The sequence below is a fragment of the Desnuesiella massiliensis genome, from assembly GCF_001403615.1.
In the GTDB taxonomy this organism is placed as follows: domain Bacteria; phylum Bacillota; class Clostridia; order Clostridiales; family Clostridiaceae; genus Desnuesiella; species Desnuesiella massiliensis.
The window spans coordinates 61344-85161 of record NZ_LN879454.1; the positions used below are offsets into that span (position 1 = coordinate 61344).

General features: G+C 33.6%; 23 protein-coding genes. 18 read left to right on the top strand and 5 right to left on the bottom strand.

The features are described from left to right. Positions 1–92: 92 nt before the first annotated feature. The 6 genes from BN2665_RS04075 to BN2665_RS04100 all read left to right on the top strand — a co-directional run bounded on the left by BN2665_RS04075 (position 93) and on the right by BN2665_RS04100 (position 6372). Positions 93–1136, top strand: a complete 1044-nt coding sequence (locus BN2665_RS04075; protein WP_055665847.1) for a M42 family metallopeptidase — start codon at positions 93–95, stop codon at positions 1134–1136. Positions 1137–1505: 369 nt separating this feature from the next. Continuing rightward, positions 1506–2360, top strand: coding sequence for a YitT family protein (locus tag BN2665_RS04080; protein WP_055665848.1), 855 nt, complete (start codon positions 1506–1508; stop codon positions 2358–2360). A gap of 460 nt (positions 2361–2820) precedes the next feature. Further along, complete coding sequence (locus BN2665_RS04085; RefSeq protein ID WP_055665849.1) at positions 2821–3354, top strand: sigma-70 family RNA polymerase sigma factor; 534 nt, start codon at positions 2821–2823, stop codon at positions 3352–3354. After that, on the top strand, positions 3335–3688 hold the full coding sequence (locus tag BN2665_RS04090) for a hypothetical protein (protein WP_055665850.1): 354 nt from the start codon (positions 3335–3337) through the stop codon (positions 3686–3688). Before BN2665_RS04085 ends, BN2665_RS04090 begins: the two co-directional genes overlap by 20 nt. Next, a complete protein-coding gene (locus BN2665_RS04095; protein WP_055665851.1) occupies positions 3669–5873 on the top strand; it encodes a carboxypeptidase regulatory-like domain-containing protein in 2205 nt (734 codons plus the stop codon). Before BN2665_RS04090 ends, BN2665_RS04095 begins: the two co-directional genes overlap by 20 nt. A 37-nt stretch (positions 5874–5910) precedes the next feature. Further along, entirely contained in the window at positions 5911–6372 is a 462-nt protein-coding gene (locus BN2665_RS04100; protein ID WP_055665852.1) for a hypothetical protein, read from the top strand. 107 nt (positions 6373–6479) lie between these two features. On the opposite strand, the gene BN2665_RS04105 is transcribed toward BN2665_RS04100, so the two are convergent. Next, a complete protein-coding gene (locus tag BN2665_RS04105; RefSeq protein WP_055665853.1) occupies positions 6480–7337 on the bottom strand; it encodes a DMT family transporter in 858 nt (285 codons plus the stop codon). 268 nt (positions 7338–7605) lie between these two features. Between BN2665_RS04105 and trhO the strand changes: the two genes are divergently transcribed. The 3 genes from trhO (at position 7606) to surE (ending at position 10070) form a co-directional block, all read left to right on the top strand. Next, complete coding sequence (gene trhO, locus BN2665_RS04110; RefSeq protein ID WP_055665854.1) at positions 7606–8541, top strand: oxygen-dependent tRNA uridine(34) hydroxylase TrhO; 936 nt, start codon at positions 7606–7608, stop codon at positions 8539–8541. Between the two features lie 185 nt (positions 8542–8726). After that, complete coding sequence (locus BN2665_RS04115; protein ID WP_055665855.1) at positions 8727–9125, top strand: hypothetical protein; 399 nt, start codon at positions 8727–8729, stop codon at positions 9123–9125. Between the two features lie 192 nt (positions 9126–9317). Then, positions 9318–10070 (top strand): 5'/3'-nucleotidase SurE, encoded by a 753-nt coding sequence (surE, locus tag BN2665_RS04120; protein ID WP_055665856.1) that lies wholly within the window; start codon positions 9318–9320, stop codon positions 10068–10070. 209 nt (positions 10071–10279) lie between these two features. On the opposite strand, the gene BN2665_RS04125 is transcribed toward surE, so the two are convergent. The 3 genes from BN2665_RS04125 to BN2665_RS04135 are packed head-to-tail and all read right to left on the bottom strand — an operon-like array spanning position 10280 to position 14101. After that, positions 10280–12109: an extracellular solute-binding protein gene (locus tag BN2665_RS04125; RefSeq protein ID WP_055665857.1), complete on the bottom strand. Its 1830-nt coding sequence runs from the start codon at positions 12107–12109 to the stop codon at positions 10280–10282. Between the two features lie 2 nt (positions 12110–12111). Next, complete coding sequence (locus tag BN2665_RS04130) at positions 12112–13002, bottom strand: ABC transporter permease (RefSeq protein ID WP_055665858.1); 891 nt, start codon at positions 13000–13002, stop codon at positions 12112–12114. A gap of 13 nt (positions 13003–13015) precedes the next feature. Beyond that, the gene (locus tag BN2665_RS04135) at positions 13016–14101 is read right to left on the bottom strand and encodes an ABC transporter ATP-binding protein (protein WP_055665859.1); all 1086 of its coding nucleotides are present in this window, start codon (positions 14099–14101) and stop codon (positions 13016–13018) included. A 481-nt stretch (positions 14102–14582) separates the two neighbouring features. Between BN2665_RS04135 and BN2665_RS27520 the strand changes: the two genes are divergently transcribed. Beyond that, positions 14583–14795 (top strand): cold-shock protein, encoded by a 213-nt coding sequence (locus BN2665_RS27520; protein WP_055666364.1) that lies wholly within the window; start codon positions 14583–14585, stop codon positions 14793–14795. A 229-nt stretch (positions 14796–15024) separates the two neighbouring features. Here BN2665_RS27520 and BN2665_RS04145 read toward each other — a convergent pair whose 3' ends face one another. Next, positions 15025–16617, bottom strand: a complete 1593-nt coding sequence (locus tag BN2665_RS04145) for a sigma 54-interacting transcriptional regulator (protein WP_055665860.1) — start codon at positions 16615–16617, stop codon at positions 15025–15027. A 331-nt stretch (positions 16618–16948) separates the two neighbouring features. Here BN2665_RS04145 and BN2665_RS04150 point away from each other — a divergent pair, with 331 nt between their 5' ends. The 8 genes from BN2665_RS04150 to BN2665_RS04185 are packed head-to-tail and all read left to right on the top strand — an operon-like array spanning position 16949 to position 23805. Beyond that, complete coding sequence (locus BN2665_RS04150) at positions 16949–17908, top strand: glycosylasparaginase (protein ID WP_055665861.1); 960 nt, start codon at positions 16949–16951, stop codon at positions 17906–17908. Positions 17909–17921: 13 nt separating this feature from the next. Beyond that, positions 17922–18239 (top strand): PTS sugar transporter subunit IIA, encoded by a 318-nt coding sequence (locus BN2665_RS04155; protein WP_055666365.1) that lies wholly within the window; start codon positions 17922–17924, stop codon positions 18237–18239. 18 nt (positions 18240–18257) lie between these two features. Then, positions 18258–18593, top strand: coding sequence for a PTS sugar transporter subunit IIB (locus BN2665_RS04160; RefSeq protein WP_055665862.1), 336 nt, complete (start codon positions 18258–18260; stop codon positions 18591–18593). 2 nt (positions 18594–18595) lie between these two features. Continuing rightward, the gene (locus BN2665_RS04165; protein WP_055665863.1) at positions 18596–19945 is read left to right on the top strand and encodes a PTS sugar transporter subunit IIC; all 1350 of its coding nucleotides are present in this window, start codon (positions 18596–18598) and stop codon (positions 19943–19945) included. 1 nt (position 19946) lies between these two features. After that, positions 19947–20465, top strand: coding sequence for a GrdB-related putative oxidoreductase (locus BN2665_RS04170; protein ID WP_055665864.1), 519 nt, complete (start codon positions 19947–19949; stop codon positions 20463–20465). Positions 20466–20519: 54 nt separating this feature from the next. Continuing rightward, positions 20520–21632: a Sapep family Mn(2+)-dependent dipeptidase gene (locus BN2665_RS04175; RefSeq protein WP_055665865.1), complete on the top strand. Its 1113-nt coding sequence runs from the start codon at positions 20520–20522 to the stop codon at positions 21630–21632. Positions 21633–21661: 29 nt separating this feature from the next. Then, positions 21662–23062: a dipeptidase PepV gene (pepV, locus tag BN2665_RS04180; protein WP_055665866.1), complete on the top strand. Its 1401-nt coding sequence runs from the start codon at positions 21662–21664 to the stop codon at positions 23060–23062. A 50-nt stretch (positions 23063–23112) separates the two neighbouring features. Continuing rightward, the gene (locus BN2665_RS04185; RefSeq protein WP_055665867.1) at positions 23113–23805 is read left to right on the top strand and encodes a copper homeostasis protein CutC; all 693 of its coding nucleotides are present in this window, start codon (positions 23113–23115) and stop codon (positions 23803–23805) included. Positions 23806–23818: the final 13 nt, after the last annotated feature.

Sequence of the window (23818 nt, forward strand, 5' to 3'; positions counted from 1 at the left end):
ATTTTTTACCAGCATGCTCTTTTGTGCTATAATTATAAAAACTAATAATTATAAATATTCAAAATATATGGAAACAAAAGAGGGGGATATTCATGAAAATAAATAGGGGCAATTTTATTGAAGTAATGAAGAAGTACATGGCGATACCAAGCCCTGGAGGATACACTCATAACGCCATAAGCAAGGTTAAAGAGGATTTTGAAGAGCTAGGGTTAGAAACCCTTATAACTAAAAAGGGCGCATTAATGGCCACTCTTAAGGGTAAAAACCAAGAAGAGCATATAATGATAACGGCTCACATGGATACCTTAGGAGCTATGGTAAAGGATATAACTCCAGAGGGCAGGCTAAAATATCATAGAATAGGTGGCGGCTGCTGGAGTGCTATAGAAGGAGAGAACTGCACTGTTATAACTAGAAAAGGAAAGCATATAAGAGGTTCTGTAATACCTAAAATAGCTTCTACTCATATCTATGGACAAGAGATAGCAAATAGTCAAAGAAATGAAAGCAATATGACCATAAGATTAGATGAAAAGGTACATAGCAAAAAAGATGTATTAGAGTTAGGTATTAATGTAGGGGACTTTATCTACATGGATACCAGAACTGAAATCACTGAAAGTGGATTTATAAAGTCCAGATACTTAGATGATAAAGCGGCAGTGGCTATGGTACTTGAGATAGCTAGATATTTCAAAGAAAATGGACTAGTACCTGAATATACCACTCACTTTTTTATCAGCAATTACGAAGAAATGGGACATGGTGTTGCCATGAGCAGCATACCAAAGCAGGTTAAGGAAATGGTAGCAATAGATATAGCTCCAGTAGGTGAAGGTCAGCAATCTTCAGAGTATGCTGTGACCATAGCAGCAAAGGATAAAAAGACTGTATATGATTTTGAACTCAGAGAAAAACTTATAGATCTAGCAGAAAAGAATGCTATAGACTATAAAATAGATGTATTCAATAGCTATAGCTCAGATGCTACTCAAGCTATACATCAAGGAGCAGATTTAAAATTTGCTTGTGTAGGACCAGGGGTTGAAGGTACTCATCACTATGAGAGAACTCATATTTCTTCCATAGAAAACAATATTAAACTTCTTATTTCATATATGACAAGTAAATAAATTGTAGAAAAATCCTTTAAATTGAAAATAATTTAAAGGATTTTTTATGCAATTTTTATAGAAAAATGCATAAAGAGGCATTACTATACAAGAATTTAATGTAAATGCATGTACTTGATGTAATTTAGCTAGGTGGCATTAGCGTGAATATTTTAGATATAAAAATATTCATAGAAACTATGAGAAGTGTGCATAATTATAAAATAATTAACGTAATTTATTCAAAAATGAAGGTGTGTTGACTGATAAATTGCAAAAATGTATAATTAAATTGTAATATTAGTATTTTCTAATACATAGGTAAAAAAGTATGGTTACTTTTGAAAAGGATTTCATCAACTTTGATTTGGTGAGATTGGGGGAGAGTTTATGTGGGATTTAAAAAAAGAGATTAAAGATTATTTAATTATTACTTTAGGCGTATTTTTAGTGGCTGGAGCTATATATTTTTTCCTTATGCCTAATAATATAGCCGGAGGGATTAATGGCTTAGCCATGGTTATTAATCATTACATCCCTATAATACCAGTGGGAGCTCTTATGATAATTATGAACATAATATTATTCGTAGTGGCTTTCTTGGTTATAGGGCCAAGCTTTGGAGCAAGAACAGTCTATGCCAGTTTTTCGCTCTCGGGTGCTATATGGTTATTTGGATATATATATCCAATGGATAGACCCTTTACTAATGATGTTTTACTAGAGCTGTTTTTCGGTATAGTAGTACAAGGTGTAGGCATGGCCATAATATTTAATGAGGATGCCTCCACAGGAGGTACTGATATAATTGCAAAAATTCTTAATAAATACTTACATATAAACATAGGTAAAGGGGTTCTGACAGCGGATTTAAGTGTTACTTTGCTAGCGGGCTTTACCTTTGGTCTACAAGAGGGATTATATACCTTATTATCTGTAATATTAAATGGAGTGGTTATAGATAGAATGATAGAAGGCTTAAACTCTTGCAAGGAAATTAGAATCATAAGCAATAAGAATAAGGAAATAGAGGAATTTATATTAAAAGAATTAGGCAGAGGGGCTACTACCTATTATGCTAAAGGTTCCTTTAGCCAAAAGGACATAGAGGTGCTATGTACTGTGGTAGATACAAAGGAACTCATAAAGATAAAGAATTTTATAAGGACTGTGGATAAAAACGCTTTTGTCAATGTTACTGAGGTTTTTGAAACCTTGGGAGACGGATTTAAGAGCATGGCCTAGGGCTAATTAACAACGCACGATGCACAATTCACAATTGAGGAAATTTTTTCTCCACTGCGTTACGAAAAAATATAAATTATAAAGCAAAGCTTTGGCTAAATAATTAGCTGTAAGCTTTGCTTTTTAGTTGAAGTTGTTTACTTAATTTTTGAGCTTTTTATAGGGTTAAATTTTTCATTTTAGTGAGTACTTTTAAAGGTACCCTCATATATAATACCATTTTAAACCATATTTGTAACTAATATTTCCTTTTAAGATAAGAGAGTGCAAAGGCATAACCCAAAATTCCGAAAGCTAGCTCTGTGCAGGTTCTTGTAGACACATTCAGGTCAAGGCTAATCTCTCTTGCTAAAAACCAAAGGATAGAGACTATTAGGCAATAAAATCCTACAGATAAGGCTTTATTTTATTGCAACCTTTTTATCCTTATAGTAGTCTAAAGGGTGAAAGGGGGTAAATTATGGATTTTATGGAAGGCGTATTAGAAAGCTATGGAGATAGAGTATTGAAATTATGCTATATAATATTGAAAGATCTCCATGCGGCACAGGATTTAACTCAAGAAGTATTTATTCAAGTTTATAAAAGCAGAAGTAAGTTTAGAGAAGAAAGCTCCCTTTATACTTGGATTTATAAGATAGCCATTAATAAATGCAGGACCTATGCTAAAAGGCATAGCAGGATGGTTTATTTTGATAGTGAGGAAATAAATCTTTTAGTTGACAATGACTTCAGTGAAGAAGAGTTGAGTTTAGAGGAAAGTGTAGTAAGATCAATAAGTTCAGCGAAAATAAAGGATATAATAACAGGCATTAAGCCTATCTATAGAGAGGTAATACTTTTATATTATTTTGAGGACTTAAGCATCAAAGATATAGCTGAAGTATTAGAGGAAAAAGAAAGTACTATAAAATCAAAGCTATTTAGAGCTAGGGAATTGTTAAAGCAAGAGTTTATAAAGGAGGGAATAGCCAATGAAGCAGAAGGATTTTAAGGAGCTAATAAAAGATAGCTTAGAAAAGGAACTAGGAGATATAAAAATGTCCAAGGACTTAAGAGAACAAATACTTTATAAAACTTCAAAAGCCAACTGGCTTAAAAGATTTTTAAATAAAGAAATAACCCTGTCCTTACCGGCTTTCGCATTGGGTATTGTTTTAATATTCATCTCTCTTCCAGCTATAAATATTATGGTGAATTATAATAAGTTAAATCTTCAATATAAAACCATACCAAAAGAAAGGATAGTAACGGTAGGAACCTTTAATATTATAGTATCAGAGAAAGAACAGGGAGGGAAAAAGCTTTATGAGAAAAATAACCCTTAAGGTGAAGCATATATTAATTTTAATGTGTTGTATTATTTTCATGATTCTTATGATTCCCAAAGCCCTTGTCTATATATCAGATAAGATAGCAGAAAAAAATCCTGATGCAGCTAATAAATTATTGAAAATATATACCTCTATGAGCCTCACTAAAGCACAGAGGGGAGAAGGACTATATAAGCTAGCTGGTATAAAACCAAACAATCTTAATAGTATAATTTCAAGCAATGGACACTTTAATCCTGGAGGAACTCAGCTTATAAAGAAAAGTGATATTGATAATGCTATAGAATGCTATAAGAAGGTTATGGAGCTAGGAGAGGATAATCTCTATTATGAAAGAGCTTATAATGGCATTATAAGGCTTTATTACTTGAACGGAAATCATAAGGAAGCTCAATCACTTATAGAAGAAGGAATTAACAAAAAAAATTATATAAGCCTAGTAGCCTCAAAGCATAAAATAATTTATTTACTATCAGAGAGAAGGGAGCAGGAAGCAGAAGATCTAGGGTTAAAGTTATTAGAAAACAATAAAGAGGATATGGATTTAAATATAATAGTAGGCTATATATATTACTTTAAGGGAGATAAGGATAAAGCAAAAGAATATTGGACAGCCCAGAGTAATAAGGGGTATAACTATGAAAAAGCTGAAAATTACGTTTCCTTTTGGTATTCTTTAGTCATACCCTATAATAGGAGGAGTAACGAGGATTATGAGGATAAAACTATTGAAGGAAAAGGAGAAGTGAGAGGAAGGGTAATAGTAGACGGTAAACCCATAGCTTTTGCCTTAGTATGGATTGATAAGGATGATAGTACGATTTTTGATACTTGGAGATTAGATGGAGGAAGGTTTGCTATTACTAATTCTCAAGGAGAGTATGTGATTAAAGATGTAGAAGCGGGAATTTATGTACAGGGCCTATATGTGCCAAGACATCTTCTTACAGATGCTGTACTTCAGAGAAGTGATTATAGATATGTTAATATAAGAACTGGAGAAACTACAAATAAAGACTATAATTTTGTAAAGATATTCTCATTAAGTCCTAAAGGAGAAGTCATACCCAAGGATGGAAAGGTTAAATTAGCTTGGCCTAAAGTGGAAGGGACTAGCTATTACAGACTCGGATACGATATGAATATGGGTGGAGCAATAGCAAGTAGAATTTTTGCTGAAAATATATTGAAAGAGGAACTTGATTTAAATTACAACGACTTATTACAAGCTCAAATGTCGCGCACTATATCTGATGAAGGTAAGATAAATCCAGAATATTTTATAGGACCGCTACCTGGTCAGGGCATTAATGTATATATAGAAGCTTATGATAAGGAAGGAAATCTTATAAATAGCTCTAAGGCTCATATATCAAATCCCAAAGATATAACCAGCATAAAAGAAGCCCCTAGGGAACTTTCTGAGGGCGAAAAGCTTATAGCTAAGGGTGATTATGAAGAGGCCTTTAAGTACTATGAAAAGTCAGTGTCTGAAAATCCTCAAAATATCAAAGATGCTAAAGTGCTGCTAACTATCTATTCTGCTGGTATGATTTATGATAGGGACTTCAAAGAATCGAAATATAGAGATGTTAGAAAAGCTCTTGAGCTAAACAATGCTATATATGATATTACTAAGGATAGAGACTATTTTATAGAAAGCCTTTTTAAAATAGAGACTCGCAGCTTAGAAGATTTAAATGTAGAGGAGGCTAAGCTGCTAGAAAAGGAATATGATAAATTAAAAGGAGAGCACATACCCTATTACTATTATTTTGATATAGCCTTGAACTATAGGAGATTAGGTAAATTAGAGGAAGCCTCAAAGATGTATGGTAAAGCCTTAGAAGAGAATAAGTATGGTAAGGATATGCGATTTGAGGGGGTATTACTAAGGCTTTATTTAGAAGAGTCTTGGGAGGAGTTTTTAGATAGCTGTAATTTAAGCTTCTACAAAATTGATAAGGAAGCCTTGAAGGCGAATATAAAAGGTATGCAGTTAAAGTTTAAGAGTTCTGAGGAATATATCTTATATAAAAAGGCTTTAGAGGTATTAATAAGCCCTGGAGAGAGGAAAGAAAAAAAGGAGAGTTTTTTACAAATATATAATAAATCTACTGGAGACTTAAGGAAGGTACTGAAGAGTATAGATAAATATTATCACTATATAGGGGAGTAAAGCCTTTTAAAATAATTAAGAGAAGGGTACTAATAGAATGAAGAAATTTAGAATTATACAGGATTGTGTAAACAATATGTTAAAAGAGTCTAAAGATAAGAACGAGATTATGTATGGGACGTTACGGCTTAATGGAACCTGTCTTTTTGCTAAGTTATTAGCGCAAAGACGAAAGCTTGATGTGGAGCTTTGTGCTATAGCAGCCATGCTTTATGAGTATGGAATTTATAAAATTAAAGAAGAAGTAAATACTAGAGTTTGTGCAGCTGAAGTCGAAAGATTAATGAGAGTTCAAGGATGCTTTACAAGGGAAGAGATAGAATTAGTTAGTAAAATGATATTAAATTGCAGAAACTATCATGAGCAGGGAGATGCTTATGAAGAGCTATTAAAGGATGCAGATATACTGTTTAGATATCTTTACATTGGAAGTATGGAAGGTGTCGAGCTATATAAAAGTAGAATTCATAAGGTGTTAAGAGAGTTAAATATAGAATAGACCTTAAAATAGATAGTATGTATGGGATAGGAAGCGCAAAGTAATAGCTTCCTCCCATACATTTTTTATTAAGAGTAAAAGGCTAAATCATACGATAACTAAAAATCCTAAGAATTTTTCTTATTACCTAAGAAAGTACAACCTAATATTAGAATCCCTCCAAGGATTTGAAGTAAAGTCAAGTTTTCTTTTAAAAACAAAGTGCTAAAAACCACTGCGGATATGGGATCTATATAGCTTACTAAAGCTACAGTTTGAGCCTTTATATCTTTAATAGAAGAAAAATACATTGCATAAGGCAGTGCCGTATGTATTATGCCTACAATTAAAATAAAGAAAATAGTGTTTGAATTAGAAATGTGTAAGTTATTTCTATAAATTATAAAAGGCAGCAGTATTAAAGTGGCTGTTGAAATTTGAATCAGGGTGGTTATGTAACCTGACAAACCTTTTATGTATTTATTCATCAATACTACTGAGGCATAGAATATGGCTGCCAGAATCCCAAAAGTAATACCTAAGCTGTGGTTATAGGAGGTAGTGGTATCGATGATCTGATTGCTAAGTACCAAATATAAGCCAAACATAGCACCTATAACGGCGATAAGCTTAGCTTTAGTAAACTGTTCCTTTAAAACTATAGGAGATAAAAGTATTATGAATACTGGAGCAAAATAGTAGCTTAGAGTAGCATTGGCTATAGTGGTGTATTTGTAGGCTTGAAATAGAAAGATCCAGTTAATAGATATAGCTATGCCTGAACAAATTAATAATATTACATTCTTTTTTTCAAACTTACTCTTCTCTGTTCTTTTAAATATGATTACATATAAAATAAGAAAAACACTTGCTATGACTCCTCTTAGAAATACTATTTCCATAGAAGGCAAGTCTATATTCTTTACAAAAAGTCCGATGCTTCCCCAAATGATCATAGAGATAATGATTTTAAGTAGTGAATTCAAAGGTACCCCCCCTTAAAAGCTTTTTATAAAATATGATATCAGTTGATTTAACTTAATTCAATACTTTTATATGGTAAAGCGAATATTGATAATTTATATCAATTAATAAATATTACCATTTACAAAACGGATGATAATTATTATCATATAATATGTACTATATGCATAATGTTAAAGTTCTTAATTATATCTTGGTCGAAGGGTATTAGAACTTTTGAAATGTATATAGCAATATGAATATGCAATTCATAGAGAAAGGAAAGTTTATATGGATAAAAATTATAGAGTTTTGCTTTATTATAAATTTGTAAAGCTTGATAATGTAGAGGATTTTGCAAAGGAACACCTAGAGTTCTGTAAGTCTATAGGGCTTAAAGGCCGTATTCTTGTGGCGGAAGAGGGTATAAACGGGACCGTTTCTGGAACTGTTGAAGCTACAGAGCAATATATTATGGCTATGCATAAAGATGAAAGATTTAAGGATATGGTATTTAAAATAGACGAAGTAGAGGAACATACCTTTAAGAAGATGTTTGTTCGTCCAAGAAAGAGCATTATAACGCTAAAGCCTGAGGATGATGTAAATCCGCAGGAGCTTACAGGAAAGTATTTAAGTCCTGTGGAATTTTATGAGGCTCTTCAAGATGAAAACACCATAGTGGTAGATGGAAGAAATGATTATGAATACGAAATAGGACACTTTAGAAATGCCATTAGGCCAGAGGTAAAGAATTTTAAGGAATTTCCTAAGTGGATTGAAGAAAATTTGAGTGAATATAAGGATAAGAGGATTATAAGCTACTGTACTGGCGGTATAAGATGCGAAAAGCTCACTGGAGTTCTCATAAATAAGGGATTTAAGGATGTAGCTCAATTAGAGGGAGGTATCGTTACTTATAGTAAGGATCCTCAGGTAGAAGGTAGGCTCTTTGATGGAAAGTGCTATGTTTTCGATGAAAGAATAGCTGTAAAAATAAATAATACAGAAGAAGATATAGTTATAAGCCAGTGCAAGTATTGTGGCAAGCCTAGTGACAGATATATAAATTGCAGTAATGATGATTGCCATGATCAGCACATTTGCTGCGAAGAGTGTGAAAAATTACATCAGGGATTCTGTTCTGAGGCATGTAAGGAACATGTAAAGCAGTATCCACAACGAAATGCTAATTTGAGACTTAGAATGACTTTGAGTAATAGTTAGAGTTCAAAGTTACAACAATGTAAGCTTAGAATATGCTTTTGTAATTCAGTTCAATGGATTAGGACAGGCCTTTCTCTTATAATTAAGGCATGGTAAAAAACAACTAATCAAACATACGAGTAGACTGACTAGTTATTTTTTTGGAGATGCCTAAATTAAAGATTAGAGAAAGGGAGCTGTTAGTTATGGTAAACAAGGTTATAAATATCAATGGTAATTTAATAAAGGTAGCTATGGAAGGTGGAGCTTTCCATATAGTAAATGACCAAGCTTTTAGAGCCTACTTAAAGAAAGAAAAGCTAGCAGCTCTAAAGCTTTCTAGATATTTAAGAAAAAGTTATAGGGACTTTTTAGGTAAGGAATTTAAGGTTTCTAGTGGCTCTATGGTGGTAGAGATATATGCTCATTTATATCCAGGAGAATTTATGAAGGTTTTAACTAAGAGTAGATTTGTGCCAAATATAATTAAAAAATTTGCTCATAAAATTATTTTTCATACAGATATAATAGATATTGGAGAAAATGACGGTATACAAAGAGTAATATTTGACCCACTAGGTGGAGCTGTGAATTTGATATTGTAGGAGGAAGGAATGCTTCCTCCTTAGCTATTTTTTGCAGATTCTTAATATAATGTATATATTTAGCCTTAAAATAGACCATACTTAGAGGTATAATGGTATAATTAAAACAGACAGGTTTCCTGAATTAAAAATTAATGTAAAATCTGTTTTTGATTTTGCATTGTAATATATTATAAGAAAGGCAGTGATTATATGAGATTATTAGTGGCAAATGATGATGGAATAGATGCAAAAGGTATATATACCTTGGTTAAGGAATTAGAAAAGGTTCATGAGGTTATAGTGGTGGCACCAAACAATCAGAGAAGCGCTTGCGGTCACTCTATTACCATAACAAGTCCTATTATCATAAAGGCGTGTAAGCTAGAGGGAATAAAGTCAAAAGCATATTCCATAAGCGGTACTCCGGCAGATTGCGTAAGGATGGGCTTAGATATGCTGTCTGAGGGTAAAGTTGATATGGTGGTATCTGGTATAAATCGAGGATTAAATGTAGGTACCGATGTGATATATTCTGGTACTGTATCGGCGGCTATGGAAGCAGCTATATATGAAGTACCTTCCCTAGCGGTTTCACAAGAAACAAATGGAGATGAGGAGCAGTATGAGGTCGCAGCTAAGTATGCCCTAAAAGTATTAGAAATGCTTAAGGATAAGCCTCTAGGAGAAGATGTGGTGTTAAACTTAAATGTGCCCTTGTGCAGTGAAGAAGAAATAAAAGGTCTTAAGGTTTGTAAGGTAGGGAAAACAAGCTATAGACACAGTTACTTTGAATACGTAGATGAAAAGGGCAGAGGTTATAATGTTAGGGGAACTATGAATGAAAAGAAATTTGAAGAAGATGATGTGGACTATATAAGAGAAAAATATGTTACTTTAACACCTTTACATTTTGATTTAACTAATTTCCAGCTGCTAAAGGCAGTAGAGGATATTGTTAGGTAATGCACAATGAAGGAGGATTTTTCTCTACTTCTCTACGAAAAATCTACAATTGTATAATTTATTGTACTAAAAAAGCTTACGGCTAAATATTAGCCGTAAGCTTTTTGTTATCGTATATTGAATTTTTTCTTAATGCAGTTAATAAGAACATCCTTAATTGTGAATTGTGCACTGTGCATTGTGAATTAATAAAAGTTGCCTTGCAACTTTTATTGTTTTACCTCGGACCAGATTGCATCGTAAAGCTTTATAGAATCCCCTATATCCTTAAGATATTCTCCTTTTTTAAGCTCTTCCTCTGGTGGGTATATTCCCTCATCCTCCATAATGCTCTTATCAATTAATGGATAAGCAGCGGTATTGGTGTTTCCATAAGGGAAAGCTTGGGATATCTCTGCACTTATTTCGGGCTCCATTAAGAAGTTCATAAATAGCTCTGCGGCCTTAACATTAGGAGCGTTCTTTGGTATTACAAAGTTATCCTGTTGAAGGAATAAACCTTCTTTTGGAATTACCATTTTTATATTTGGATTTTCTCTTTTTGCTAAGTTTCCTTCAGCACCCCAAGCAAAAATCATCTTTGCTTCACCGTTTATTAAAGAGGTTTTAGGGCTGTCACTGTCATAGGCTTTAACATTTGCTTGAAGCTTTTTAAGCTCTTCCTTAGCCTTAGCGAGGGCTTCAGGGCTAGTTTCATTCAATGAATAGCCAAGCTTTTTAAGAGTCATTCCTATGATGACCCTTTCGTCATCTAAAAGGGTTATGGAGTTTTTAAAGTCACTTTTCCAAAGATCTGCATAGCTTGTTACGGCTCCATCTGGGACCTTTGAGGTATCTACGGCTATGATACCTGCTAACCACATATAAGGCACGCTATATTTATTTCCTTTATCAAAGGGTAGATTTAAAAATTGAGAGCCTATATTTTTAAGGTTAGGAAGATTGTCTTTATTTATTTCTCGAATTATGCCTTGCTTTATCAGTATTTCCACCATAAAATCACTGGCTACAGCTATGTCGTATTGAGCTCCTCCAGCCATAAGCTTTGCTAGCATTTCTTCATTGGAGGAGAAGGTGCTGTAATTTACCTTGATGTTATAAGTTTCCTCAAACTTGTCTATAACGGACTGAGGCAAATATTCAGACCAGTTAAAAACATTTAGAACTTCCTTTGGAGCTACCTTTTTACCAGCGGACCAAAAGCCATAGCCTAGGGTGCTCACTATTAAAAATAAGGAAGCTAGTATAATAGAAATCTTCTTTGTATTTAAATGCACATTACGAAGCATTACGGATAGTCCAATAGCTACTAAAGTAAATAGCAGTATAATGGTAGATAATGCATTTATTTCAGGGGTAACTCCGAACTTCACCATGGAGAACACCTTTAAAGGTAAGGTGGTACTGCCTGGCGCTGCTACGAAGAAGCTTATGATAACATCATCTAGGGATAATGTAAAAGCAAGAAGGCCGCCGGCTACTATACCAGGAGCTATTATTGGTAAAGTAATCTTAAAAAAGGTCTGAGCAGGGGTAGCCCCTAAATCTGCCGCAGCTTCTTCGAGAGATCTATCAAAATCATCTAATCTTGTTTTAACTACGCTTATAACATAGGACACGCTAAAGGTAATATGAGCTATAATCAAGGAAGTCATACCTAAAGGAATGTCTACCATGGCGAAGAAGGCTAATAAGGATATACCCATTACTATCTCAGGAATTACTAAAGGGATATATAGCAGGGTATCCAATAAATTTTTGCCCTTAAATTTATAGCGATATAAGCCTATGGAGGCTAAAGTACCTATGATAACAGAAAATATGGTGCTGGCAAAGGCTACAATAAAAGAGTTTCTTAAAGCCTCTAAAATACCTACATTTCCCATTAAACTCTTGTACCATTTGAAAGTAAATCCTGTCCACTGAACATTTAGCTTTGACTCATTAAAGGAGAAGGCTATAAGCACCAGGATGGGTATATATAGGAACATATACATCAAAAATGCATATAAATTTTTTAACACACTCTTTTTCTTCATTCCTATAACACCCCGCTTTTCTCTTTAGTGCCGCCTAGCTTTGTATATAGGGACATAAATAATATCATAACTATTATAAGTACTACAGATATGGCAGATCCAAAGGGCCAATCTCTAGCAGTAAGGAACTGATTTTTTATAAGGTTGCTCATGAGTACTACCTTGCTTCCACCCATAAGATCTGTTATAAAAAACAGTCCTAAAGTAGGCACGAATACTAGTAAGGAACCAGACAATATTCCACCCTTAGTAAGGGGCAGAGTTATCTTTAAAAAGGCCTTTAGTGGGCTGGCTCCTAAATCCTTGGCAGCCTCAATAAATCTCATGTCCAGCTTCTCAATGGAAGAATATAGAGGAAGCACCATAAAGGGAAACATCATATAAAGCATCCCGATCATTACTGCAGTGTCATTATACATAAGTTTTAAAGGTTCCCTTATTATGCCAATGTATAGCAAAAATGAATTTAGCAAGCCCTCTGTTCTTAATAGTATTATCATGGCATAGGTTCTAATTAAAGAATTTGTCCAAAAGGGTAATATTATCAAAAGCAGTAAAAAAGGCTTAAACTTCTTTTTCGCTTTTGCAATAATAAAGGCAAAGGGATAACCGAATACTAAACACAGTATAGTAGTAAATAGTGCTATGAGTACTGAGTTAATAAATATTTTTATATACAAAGGATTTATCAGCTTTGTGTAATTGCTTAAGGTAAAGGTATATATTATATCCCCTACTTCACCTCTAGTACAAAAGCTTACCACCACTATGAACATTAAAGGAACTAAAAAGAAAGCTAACATCCATAATATTATAGGCAATAGGGTTAAAGCTGGTCCTATTATTTTTTTTGGTGAATGAGCTAATTTTTTTATGGAGATTTTTTCAGTCATGTAAATCCCCTCCTTAAGCTCTAATTACAATGGTATGAACTGATTTCCAAGTGGCATAAATCGGTTCCTTATCATTCTTAAAGTTGAAATTTTGTCCTATAGGTTCATTAACAGTGATCTCTCTTCCATTTTTCATAGTAAGCACTGTTTTTATAGAGGAGCCTGTATATATTCTTTCCTTGAAAGTACACTGAAGATATACATCGTCTTCTTCAAATTGTTCTTTTATTTTTATTCTTTCCGGTCTTACGGATACGGTAAATTTATCTCCTAAGGTATAAGCGAAATTAGGTATTCTTATGATATCATCCTCTATAGGAAGGTGAAGAAGTACCTCACGATCCTTAACCTTTGTTACCTCTCCTTCAAGAAGGTTTGTCTCTCCTAAGAAGTTTGCTACGAACTTTGTTGTGGGCTTTTCATAAAGCTCTTCTGGAGTGCCTACCTGCTCGATAATTCCACCGTTCATAACAACGATTCTATCGGACATAGTAAGAGCTTCCTCTTGATCGTGAGTTACAAATACAAAGGTTATACCTAATTTTTTCTGAAGATGCTTTAATTCCAGCTGCATCTGTTTTCTAAGTTTTAAATCCAGGGCTGCTAACGGTTCATCCAAAAGTAATACTTTAGGATTATTAACTATGGCTCTAGCAATAGCTACACGCTGCATCTGACCACCACTTAACTGAGAAGGCATCCTATTTTCGTAGCCTTCTAACTGTACCATTTTCAACATCTCAGATACTTTAATTTTAATCTCTTCCTTCGGTGTGTTTTTCATCTTTAGACCAAAGGCAATATTATGAAATATGGTCATGTGAGGAAATAAAGCATAGTTTTGAAATACCGTGTTTACACTTCTCTCATGGGGTGCTTTATACGTTATATCCTCACCTTCAATTAAAATTCTACCGCTGTTTGGTGTTTCAAAACCAGCGATCATACGTAATGTGGTAGTTTTGCCACAACCGCTTGGACCCAGTAAAGTCAAAAATTCTCCTTTTTTAATATCTAGGTTCAGATTTTTAACTACTGCTTCCTCTGAATCAAAACTTTTACTAACCTGTGCCAACTGAACAAAAACATCCCCTGTCACACCTTAACAACTCCTTTTTTAAAAAATTTTTACAAAAAAAATAAAAACTCCTTATTTTATAAATAAACACTGAATGCTTATCCAAAAACAAACAATAAAGAGATTTATTAAATGGGGTTATAAATATGCAAGAAAATGTAAGTGTTGTGCATATTTATAACTGCAATAAAATATAACATAAAAATCTTAGGAATTCAATGCTAAATTGCAAATTTTTTTGTTAAAATTTTAATGAAAATCTACATAAAAATACTATAAATTTTGCATAATTATTCATAAACCTTTTAAGTGTGTTTCATAAATGTAAGCTATATGGAAAGATGACATAATAGAGAAAGTGAAAATAATAAGTATATTTATGCAAAATAATATAAAAAAATCAGGGAATAATATTTTCGTAACAAAAAATAATTCTAATTTTTATAATGATAATATATTTTATGAGGAATTAAGAATTATAAAATTGCAAAAAATAGGAGTGATAGTATTGTACACTGGTATAGTAAAATGGTTTGATAATGAAAAGGGTTATGGTTTTATTTCTGGAAATGATGGAAAGGATGTTTTTGTACATCATACTCAGGTTAAGGAAAAAAATCATAATAAGGATTTGCATGAAGGGCAGCAGGTGATGTTTGATATAGTAGAAAAAGAAAAAGGCCCTCAAGCCATTAATGTTCAAAAGATGGATTAGTTATAGGAAACGCTACGAAAACTTAATTTATACATGTTCCAAAATGGCAGCATTAAGCCATTATGGTACATGTATAAATTAATAGTTGAAGTTGTTTCCTTATAGGAGGATGTGAAAAAAGGTGCTCTATAGGTTTCCCTACGCCGCGCGTGGAGCTCCACGAGCGGCCCGTGAAAAAGAATACCTATGTTTTTCACATCCTCCTATAGGTACCAGCAGCTCGCTGAAGTTAAAGCGAGAGCTGGCATCTTAAATAATTAATAAATAGGTTTAGAAAAAGGATCTCTGAGTTTATTAGGTTTATATTGTAGACTTTTTCTATTAGAGACTTTAATGCTAGGGCATATTGATGGTTTTGTGAGTGTAAGACTTTTAGTTTTGCTAAAGACTTTGTACAATTAATGTTCATTATAGAGTTTCTTTCATATATCATATCAAGATGTATATGAAAGAAATTTTTTATTATATCATCGCTAAGGATATCCTTTATTTCATGTAAGGATTCATTAAAAGCATCAATTAGTTCATCGAAGGCTCTGGTGTTTAAATTATGATTATAATTTGACATATTCTCAATTACGGTGGTTAGGTATCCATTAAAATAGTTGTTAGCCTTATCTAGGCTAGGAGAGTTTAAAGAAAGCTCAATGGAAACCTCTCTTAGAAGCTTTTTGTAGCTTTCTATGATGGTATATCTTTTCTTCAAATAGGAATGACTTGTTATTACATTATCTTTGTCATATTTGAAATAGCCATCCAGTCTATCTAGTGAGTTCAAGAGTTCTCTTTCCTTAGCTAATGGAGTGTGTAGATATTTAGTTAATCTTTCATTTAAATCAGGACTGTTTATTTTTATTTGCTTCTTATTATTTATGGAGTAATCAGCATAAGCATTTGCAGCAGCTAGCTTTAAGTCGTTTTGAAGCTGACCGATATTGTAAGGACAATCATAGGACAGAAAAGCAAGCATAGAATTATAGGATATATAAATAGGAAGATTAAAGCGTAGGCTTTCTTGTCTTATAATATATTCAATCAATGTGAGCCTTTCCTCTATGGAACGATCCTTTAAGCTAGGCAGATTGATTTTTACTGGAATTCTTCTTATGAAGGTTTCCAGCAAGGAGCTATTAGCATCCTTATTGGTAGCACAAATTATTCTAGCGCTAGATTTTATAGTGTGCTTTGAATCACCAAATCTGTTAAAGCAGCCGGTATCCATAAAAATAAATAGCATTTCCTGACCTTCGCTAGGCAAGCTATGAATCTCATCTAAAAAAAGTATTCCGCCATCCGCTTGTTCAATTAAACCAATCCTATCTTCGGTAGCCCCTGTATAGGTACCTTTCTTAACACCAAATAAATGGGCAGATAGAAGCTGAACATTATTAGCATAGTCAGAGCAGTTAAAATGTATAAAAGGCATCTTGTCAGCCCTATTTAAGGAATTTGCATATTCATGCATGAGCCTGGCAAATAGGCTCTTACCTACACCAGTTTCTCCTAAGATAATACAGTTCATTCCATTAGGCGGATATAAAATAGCAGTTTTAGCTAGCTTTATAGAAGGAATTAAAGAGGGATAAAGTTCTGCTAGCTGATCAAGGCTTTCGATATTAGAAGTATTAAAATTATTCTTTAAGTGATATTTAACAGGTCTGCCATTATCTTTATAAAGGATATCCTTCTTTACTAGTTCATTTAAGGCTCTACTAACATTACACCTCTCAAGCTTAAGAAAGGAAGCTAGATCTTGAGTGGTAACGCCCTCTTGAGCAGCTAAGGTTTTAACCGCGTCTAAAATAATATCTATTTTTTTCATTTATCCATCAAATCCTTTCTAAGGTGTGTGTAAATAATATGAATTTAGTGTATAAATTATATGTCATATACTATACACTAGTGAAATTAATGTATAAAAGTATTAAAATTAAATTCGATTTACTACACACTAATTCCTTCTTTTAAAAAGATATATTTTAAATCATTGAAAAGTAAAGGTTTTCAGTGCGGTGTTAAGCTTTTTTATGTATTGGCATGGTGATTGCTATATATTAAAGCATAAGGCATCGTAAAAAAATTAGTCAAATAGACGAGTAGACTGATCAGTTATTGTTTTGGGGATGTCTAAAGGTAAAGGAGGAATGTGACATATGAAATGGGCAATGGTAGCAACCTGGAGGATGGCTTTTGAAGGCGTTGAGAAGGCTTCAGAGATATTGAGTGTTGGTGGAAATAGTAAAGATGCTATAGAGGAATCAATAAAAATGGTGGAGGATTACCCCTTCTATAAATCCGTAGGCTATGGAGGACTTCCAAATGAACATTGCGAGGTTGAATTAGATGGAGCTTTTATGGATGGAGACACCCTAAGCTTTGGAGCCATAGGAGGCATAAAGGATTTTAAAAATCCTATAAGCATAGCAAGAAAACTATCCATGGAAAGATTCAACTGCTTCTTGGTAGGAAAAGGAGCAGAAGAATATGCAAAGCAAAATGGTTTTGAGCAGAGACCAATGCTAACCAAAAGAGCAGAAACTCATTATAAGATAAGAAAGAGAGATATAGAAGAGAAAGGGCTAAGTCCTTATGATGGACATGATACTGTAGGAATAATAGCATTAGATAGCTTAAAAAGCATGACCGTAGGAACCTCTACCAGCGGATTATTTATGAAGAAGAGAGGAAGAGTAGGAGATTCACCAGTATCAGGTTCAGGCTTTTATGTGGATAGTGAGGTAGGGGGAGCCACTGCTACAGGCCTCGGAGAGGATATAATGAAGGGTTGTCTATCTTATGAGATAGTGAGACTTATGGCAGAGGGATTAAGTCCCCAAAAGGCGGCAGATAAGGCCCTAAATGAGTTTATAAGAAGAATAAAGGCTAAGGGAAGCAAAATAGGAGAGATATCTATAGTAGCACTAAATAATCAAGGAGAGTTTGGAGTAGCTACAAATATTAAAAATTTCTCTTTTGTATATAGCTCGGAGAAGCACAAAACCACAGTGTATGTATGTGAAAACCATGAAGGTGAAACCACCTATGAGGAAGCTTCAGAAGAATGGCTTGAAGCCTATAGTAAAAGAATCAAAGAAGAACTTTTCTTCGATTAGAAAGGATACATATATGGAAAATATAGAATTAACATGTTTTAAAATAATAAGCGCAGCCGGAGAGGCAAAGTCCTATTTAATGCAGGCTTTAAGGGAAGCTAGAAAAGGAGAATATGAAACGGGAGAAGAACTTATAAAGAAAGCAAAGGAAGAACTATTAAAGGCTCATGACATTCATATGGAGGTTATACAGCAAGAGGCTGAGGGAAACAAAGTTGAAATCAATTTGCTGTTAATGCATTCAGAGGATCAATTAATGTCGGTAGAAACTTTAATGGTAGTAGTAGAGGAGCTTATAAATGTTTATAAAAACATTCATATAAAAGCATAATAGGAAGGGGGTGAAAACATGAAAAAGATGTATTTATTCTGTACTAATGGAATGTCCACAAGCTTACTAGCACAAAAGATGCAGCAGGTAGCGGATAAATTTAATTTAGACATAAAGGTTAAAGCTTTTCCACATAACAAAATTGGGGACATAGTAGCTAATGACACGCCAGACTGTATATTATTAGGACCACAGGTTAAATATTTACTAGAAGATACTATAGAGAAGTTTAAAGAATACAATAGGCCTATTGGGGTAATCGATTCAGAAACTTATGGAAGAATGGATGGAGAAAAGGCTTTAAAAGCAGCAGTTCTATTAATGAAAAAATTTAAGCAAAAGGGGGAAGAATAATAATGTTTAAATCTATGGAAAAAGTTTTAATGCCTATAGCAGATAAGCTAGGAAGCAATAAGGTGCTAGTGGCAATCAGAGACGGATTCTTGCTTACTACTCCTTTAATTATAGTGGGTTCAATATTTTTATTAATCGCAAACTTTCCAATACCAGGCTGGTCTGAATTCTTTTCAAATATATTTGGAAAAGGGTGGGAGAATAGTTTTACAAATGTTTCTCGTGCTACCTTTAGCGTTATAGCAATATTAACTTGCGTAGGTACAGGCTATGCTTATGCCAGAGAGCTAAAAGGGGAAAAAATACAAGGCGCTATCATATCATTAGTAGCTTTTATAATACTTATGCCTACAAGAATACCCTATGAAGGAGCAAAGGGACCAGCAACTATAAGTGCCCTTGGCTTCGAGTATATAGGAACAAACGGAATATTCTTAGCCTTAGTGGTTTCCTTAACATCAGTGCTAATATTTACTTGGGTTTACAAGAAGGGCTGGGTTATAAAAATGCCACCAGGAGTTCCACCAGCAGTGTGTGATTCCTTTGCAGCTTTAATACCAAGTGCCATAGTTATTTTTGTATTCTTCTTAGTTAGAATTTTAATAGGTATGACCTCCTTTGAGACTGCACATAACTTAATATATAAACTTTTGCAAGCCCCATTAAAGGGTGCAGGAAATACCTTAGCTGCGCAAGTTATTTATCAATTTGCAAGTACCTTCCTATGGTTCTTTGGAATTAATGGACCAGCAGTTACTAATACAGTATTTTCACCTATATTTAAAATATTAACAGTAGAAAATTTAGAAGCTTTCCAGGCAGGAGCAGCTTTACCAAACATATATACTTCAACTTTTTCAGATTTCTTTGGAAACTTTGGAGGAGGAGGAAGTACTCTTTCACTTGTTATATTGATGTTAGTATTGTGTAAATCAAAAAGAATAAAACAATTAGGACAACTATCTATAGTACCGGGAATATTTGGAATAAATGAACCTATAATATTTGGACTTCCCATAGTATTAAATCCAATATTAATAATACCATTTTTAACTGTACCAGTGATGAATACAGTGTTGTCAGCTATAGTTACACAATTAGGTATTATTCCTTATACTACGGGAATAACTCTTCCTTGGACGACACCCATAGGCTTCTCAGGATTCCTATCTACAGGAAGTATAGTGGCAAGCATATGGCAAATTATCCTACTAGCTCTAGGCTGCTTAGTATACTATCCATTTATTAAAATTCTTGACAAAAAATATCTAGATGATGAAAAGAACTATCAAGAAAAAGTTTCTGAAGAGGATTCCATCAACTTAGAAGATTTATCCCTAGGTGATTTATAAAATGAGAATAATAATGTTTTTCGACCAGATTCAAGCTGGTCTTGGAGGAAAAGAAAGAAATGATCTAAGCCTAGGAGCAAGCAGTATAGTTATAGGCGCCGGCAGTATGATAGAACCTCATCTAGATAAAGAAGATAAAATCATAGCATGTTTCTACTCAGGAGATAAATTCTTTAGCGATAACGAAGAAAAGGTAATAAATAAAGTAGTGGAAAGCATGGATAAACTAAACCCAGATATAGTTATTCTAGGACCCTCTTATAATTATGCTGGCTATTCAAGAATGTGTGCCATATTAGCAGATAATATAAATAGAAGAACAAAAACTAAAGCTATAACAGCCATGTCAAAAGAAAATATGGATATAATTGATGCCTATAAGGATAAAATTCATATAGTTAAGATGCCTAAAAAAGGCGGAACAGGTTTAACAGAAGCTTTAGAAAATATAATAGAGGCTGCAAGAATAACCTATACTGGAATGGATAAAGAAAATAGAATTAAAGAAATATGTTATTAAAAAGTAGCCTCAGGGCTACTTTTTAATAAAGAATTTTAAAGGGGGTATAGGGCTTTGAAGGATAAACTAAATGAAATAATGGAAATAGAAAAGGATAATTTAATTAAGCGCATAATAGAATTAGTTAAAATTGAGAGCGTGGAAGCCAAAGCTCAACCAGGAAAACCCTTTGGTGAAGGGGTATCTAAGGCTTTACATAAGGCTTTAGACATAGCAGGTAATTTAGGATTCATCACAAAAGATATAGATGGCTATATGGGCTATGCTCAATATGGAGAAGGAGAAGATTACATAGGAATATTTGGGCATTTAGATGTAGTTGAGGCTAAGGAAGGTTGGAACTTTGGGCCCTATGAGGGAATAGTAAAGGATGACAGGATATACGGCAGAGGAGTGCTAGATAATAAAGGCCCTATTTTTGCTGCGCTCTATGGGCTCTATGCCATAAAAAAATTGAATATTAATTTAAGATATCCAGTAAGGATAATCTTTGGTACCAATGAGGAAAGTGGCTTTAAGGATGCCATGTATTATTTAAGCAAAGAAAAACCCCCTATATATGGCTTTACGCCAGATTGTAAATATCCAGTAGTATATGGGGAAAGAGGCAGAACAAAGATAGCCTTAAAAGTAAAAAACGAGAAGGAATTAGCTAATAAGTTATTTGAAAAGGTTAATTACTTTTTCCTGCAGGGAAATCCTAATGGAGAGAGATTAGGAATAGATTATAAGGACAGTGAATTTGGAATCTTAGAAATGAGAAATTTCAGCTTTAATATAGAAGAGGATGAATTAGTATTTAAATTTGACATAAGCTACCCCAGGGGTATAACTATAGAAAAAATATTAGAAAACATAAGAGAAAAACTTTATAAAGAAATAAAGATGGAGATTATAAAAAATTACAATCCGGTTGTATTTGACAAGGAGTCCTTCTTAGTGAAAAGTCTGCAGAAGGCCTATGAGGAAGTAACTAACTTAGATGGAACTCCTGTAACCACTACAGGGGGAACCTATGCTAAGATTATACCCAATATTGTGCCCTTCGGACCATCCTTTCCAGGACAAAAGGGTATTGCTCACAATATAGATGAGTACATGGACATAGAAGATATTGTGCTAAATGCTAAGATTTATGCTAATGCTGTATATAACTTAGGTAAATAGGAATATATATAAGGTTAAGAGGAGAATAAATGGATGATGATAAAATAAAAGCTTTTAAATTGGATGAAAGATTTTTAGAGGATTTATTTAAAATATTAAAAATAGATTCCGTTAAAAGTGAAGAAAAAGCTTATGCTCCTTATGGGGAGGGGATAGCCCTAGCACTTAAGGAAGTTTTAGAAATAGCTGAAAGCTATGGTTTTACAGTGAAAAATTTAGATAATCACATAGGTTATGCTGAATACGGAGAAGGAGAGGATTATATAGGGGTATTAGGTCATATAGATGTGGTACCTGCTAATGATTATAAAGAAGCTTTTAATCCTAAAATAGAAGATGGAAAGCTTTATGCAAGAGGGGCATTAGATGATAAAGGGCCAATTCTTACAGCTCTGTATGCTTTAAAGCTGTTAAAGGATAATAACATAAAACTAAATAAAAAAGTTAGGATTATTTTTGGATGCAACGAAGAATCTGGGGATAGTGATATTTTATATTATTTAAAAGCGGAAAAACCGCCAATTATGTGCTTTACGCCAGATGCTTATTTTCCTATAGTGTTCAGCGAAAAAGGTATATTAACCTTCTTATTAGAATATGACATAAAAGAAACGAAGGGATATAGTATTGTGGACATTAGAGGAGGGACAAGGTCTAACATAGTTCCTGATAAAGCAATAGTTGAACTAGGCGCTTTAAGCAGTAGGGTGTCTTCAGAATTACATGATTTGCAAAGCTATAGTAGAGACAATAAAAATATTAAAGTAATAGAAAATAGAAAAATTGACGATGTGAAAAGACTAAACATAGAATCCTTAGGAAAAGCTGCTCATGGCAGTACTCCCTATGAAGGTGTAAATGCTATATCTAATCTTTTTATGTTTCTAAATAATAATCTCTGCTTTAGAGATTCGTTTGGAGATTTTTTAGAAGACTTTAGTTTTATATTTAATGGTGATTTTACTGGAGAAAGACTAGGGATCTTGCATAAGGACAATATTTTGGGAAATCTAACAGTAAACCTTGGAATAGTAAGCTTTAATCATGGTAAAATAAGCTTAAGGCTTAATATAAGATATCCTAACTCCATAACCTATGAGCAAATATATGAGAGATTGGAGGATAGGATTAGGAGTACAGGATTTAAGCTAGTAAAACAAAATCATTTAAAGCCTCTATTCTTTGAAGAACAAAGTCCTTTGATAGAAGGTTTAAAAAGAGCCTATGAGTCTGAAGTAAAGGAAAAGGCTGAACTTTTAGCCGTTTCAGGAGGCACTTACGCAAAGCTGATGCCTAATACCGTAGCCTTTGGACCACTATTTAAAGATGATATTAATACAGCTCATGAGAAGGATGAGTTTATTGAGATTGCTTCATTAGAGAAAGCCTTGAGAATATATGCTAGGGCTTTAGTAGAATTAAGCAAATAAATAACTATAGCTATTTTTAGTGTATATGTTAATTAGGAGGGATAAGAAATATGTTAGAGATAATCGGATTAAGTGTAGAGGATGCTATTACCATCGAAAGCTTAGGAGGAGAAAGGATAGAGCTCATTCAAGCCTTTTCGGAGGGAGGGCTAACCCCTAGCTATGGAACCGTAAAGGAAGTGGCACAAAAAGTAAAAATTCCTGTAAACGTCATGGTGAGACCTCATTCTAGAAGCTTTAATTACTCTAAGTATGATTTGGAGGTAATGAGAGAGGATGCAAAAATCATAAAGGAATTAGGAGCAAATAACCTAGTGATGGGTATTTTAGACCAGGACGGATTGCCAGATATAAAGGCTATGGAATATGTACTTTCCTCTACAGATGCAAAAATAACCTTTCATAGAGCTTTTGATGAATGCTCTGACCTTTTAAAGGCATTAGAAATATTAAAGAGCTATGATAGAGTGGATACTATCCTAACCTCTGGAGGACCAGGGAAAGCTCAAGATAATGTAGAGGTGTTAAAGGCTGTTATAGAAAATAGAGAGCATATTAATATACTAGTAGGAAGCGGAGTAAGCAATAGCAATTTAGAATCCTTATTCAGACAATTAAAAAATACTAATTTTCATGTAGGTACTGCTGTGAGAAATGGGAACTATAATGATGAAATCAATATGGAGGAGCTGCTTAGGACTGTAAGTAAATATAGAAGTTTAAATATGCATAAGTTGCTTTGAAAGATAAATTTAA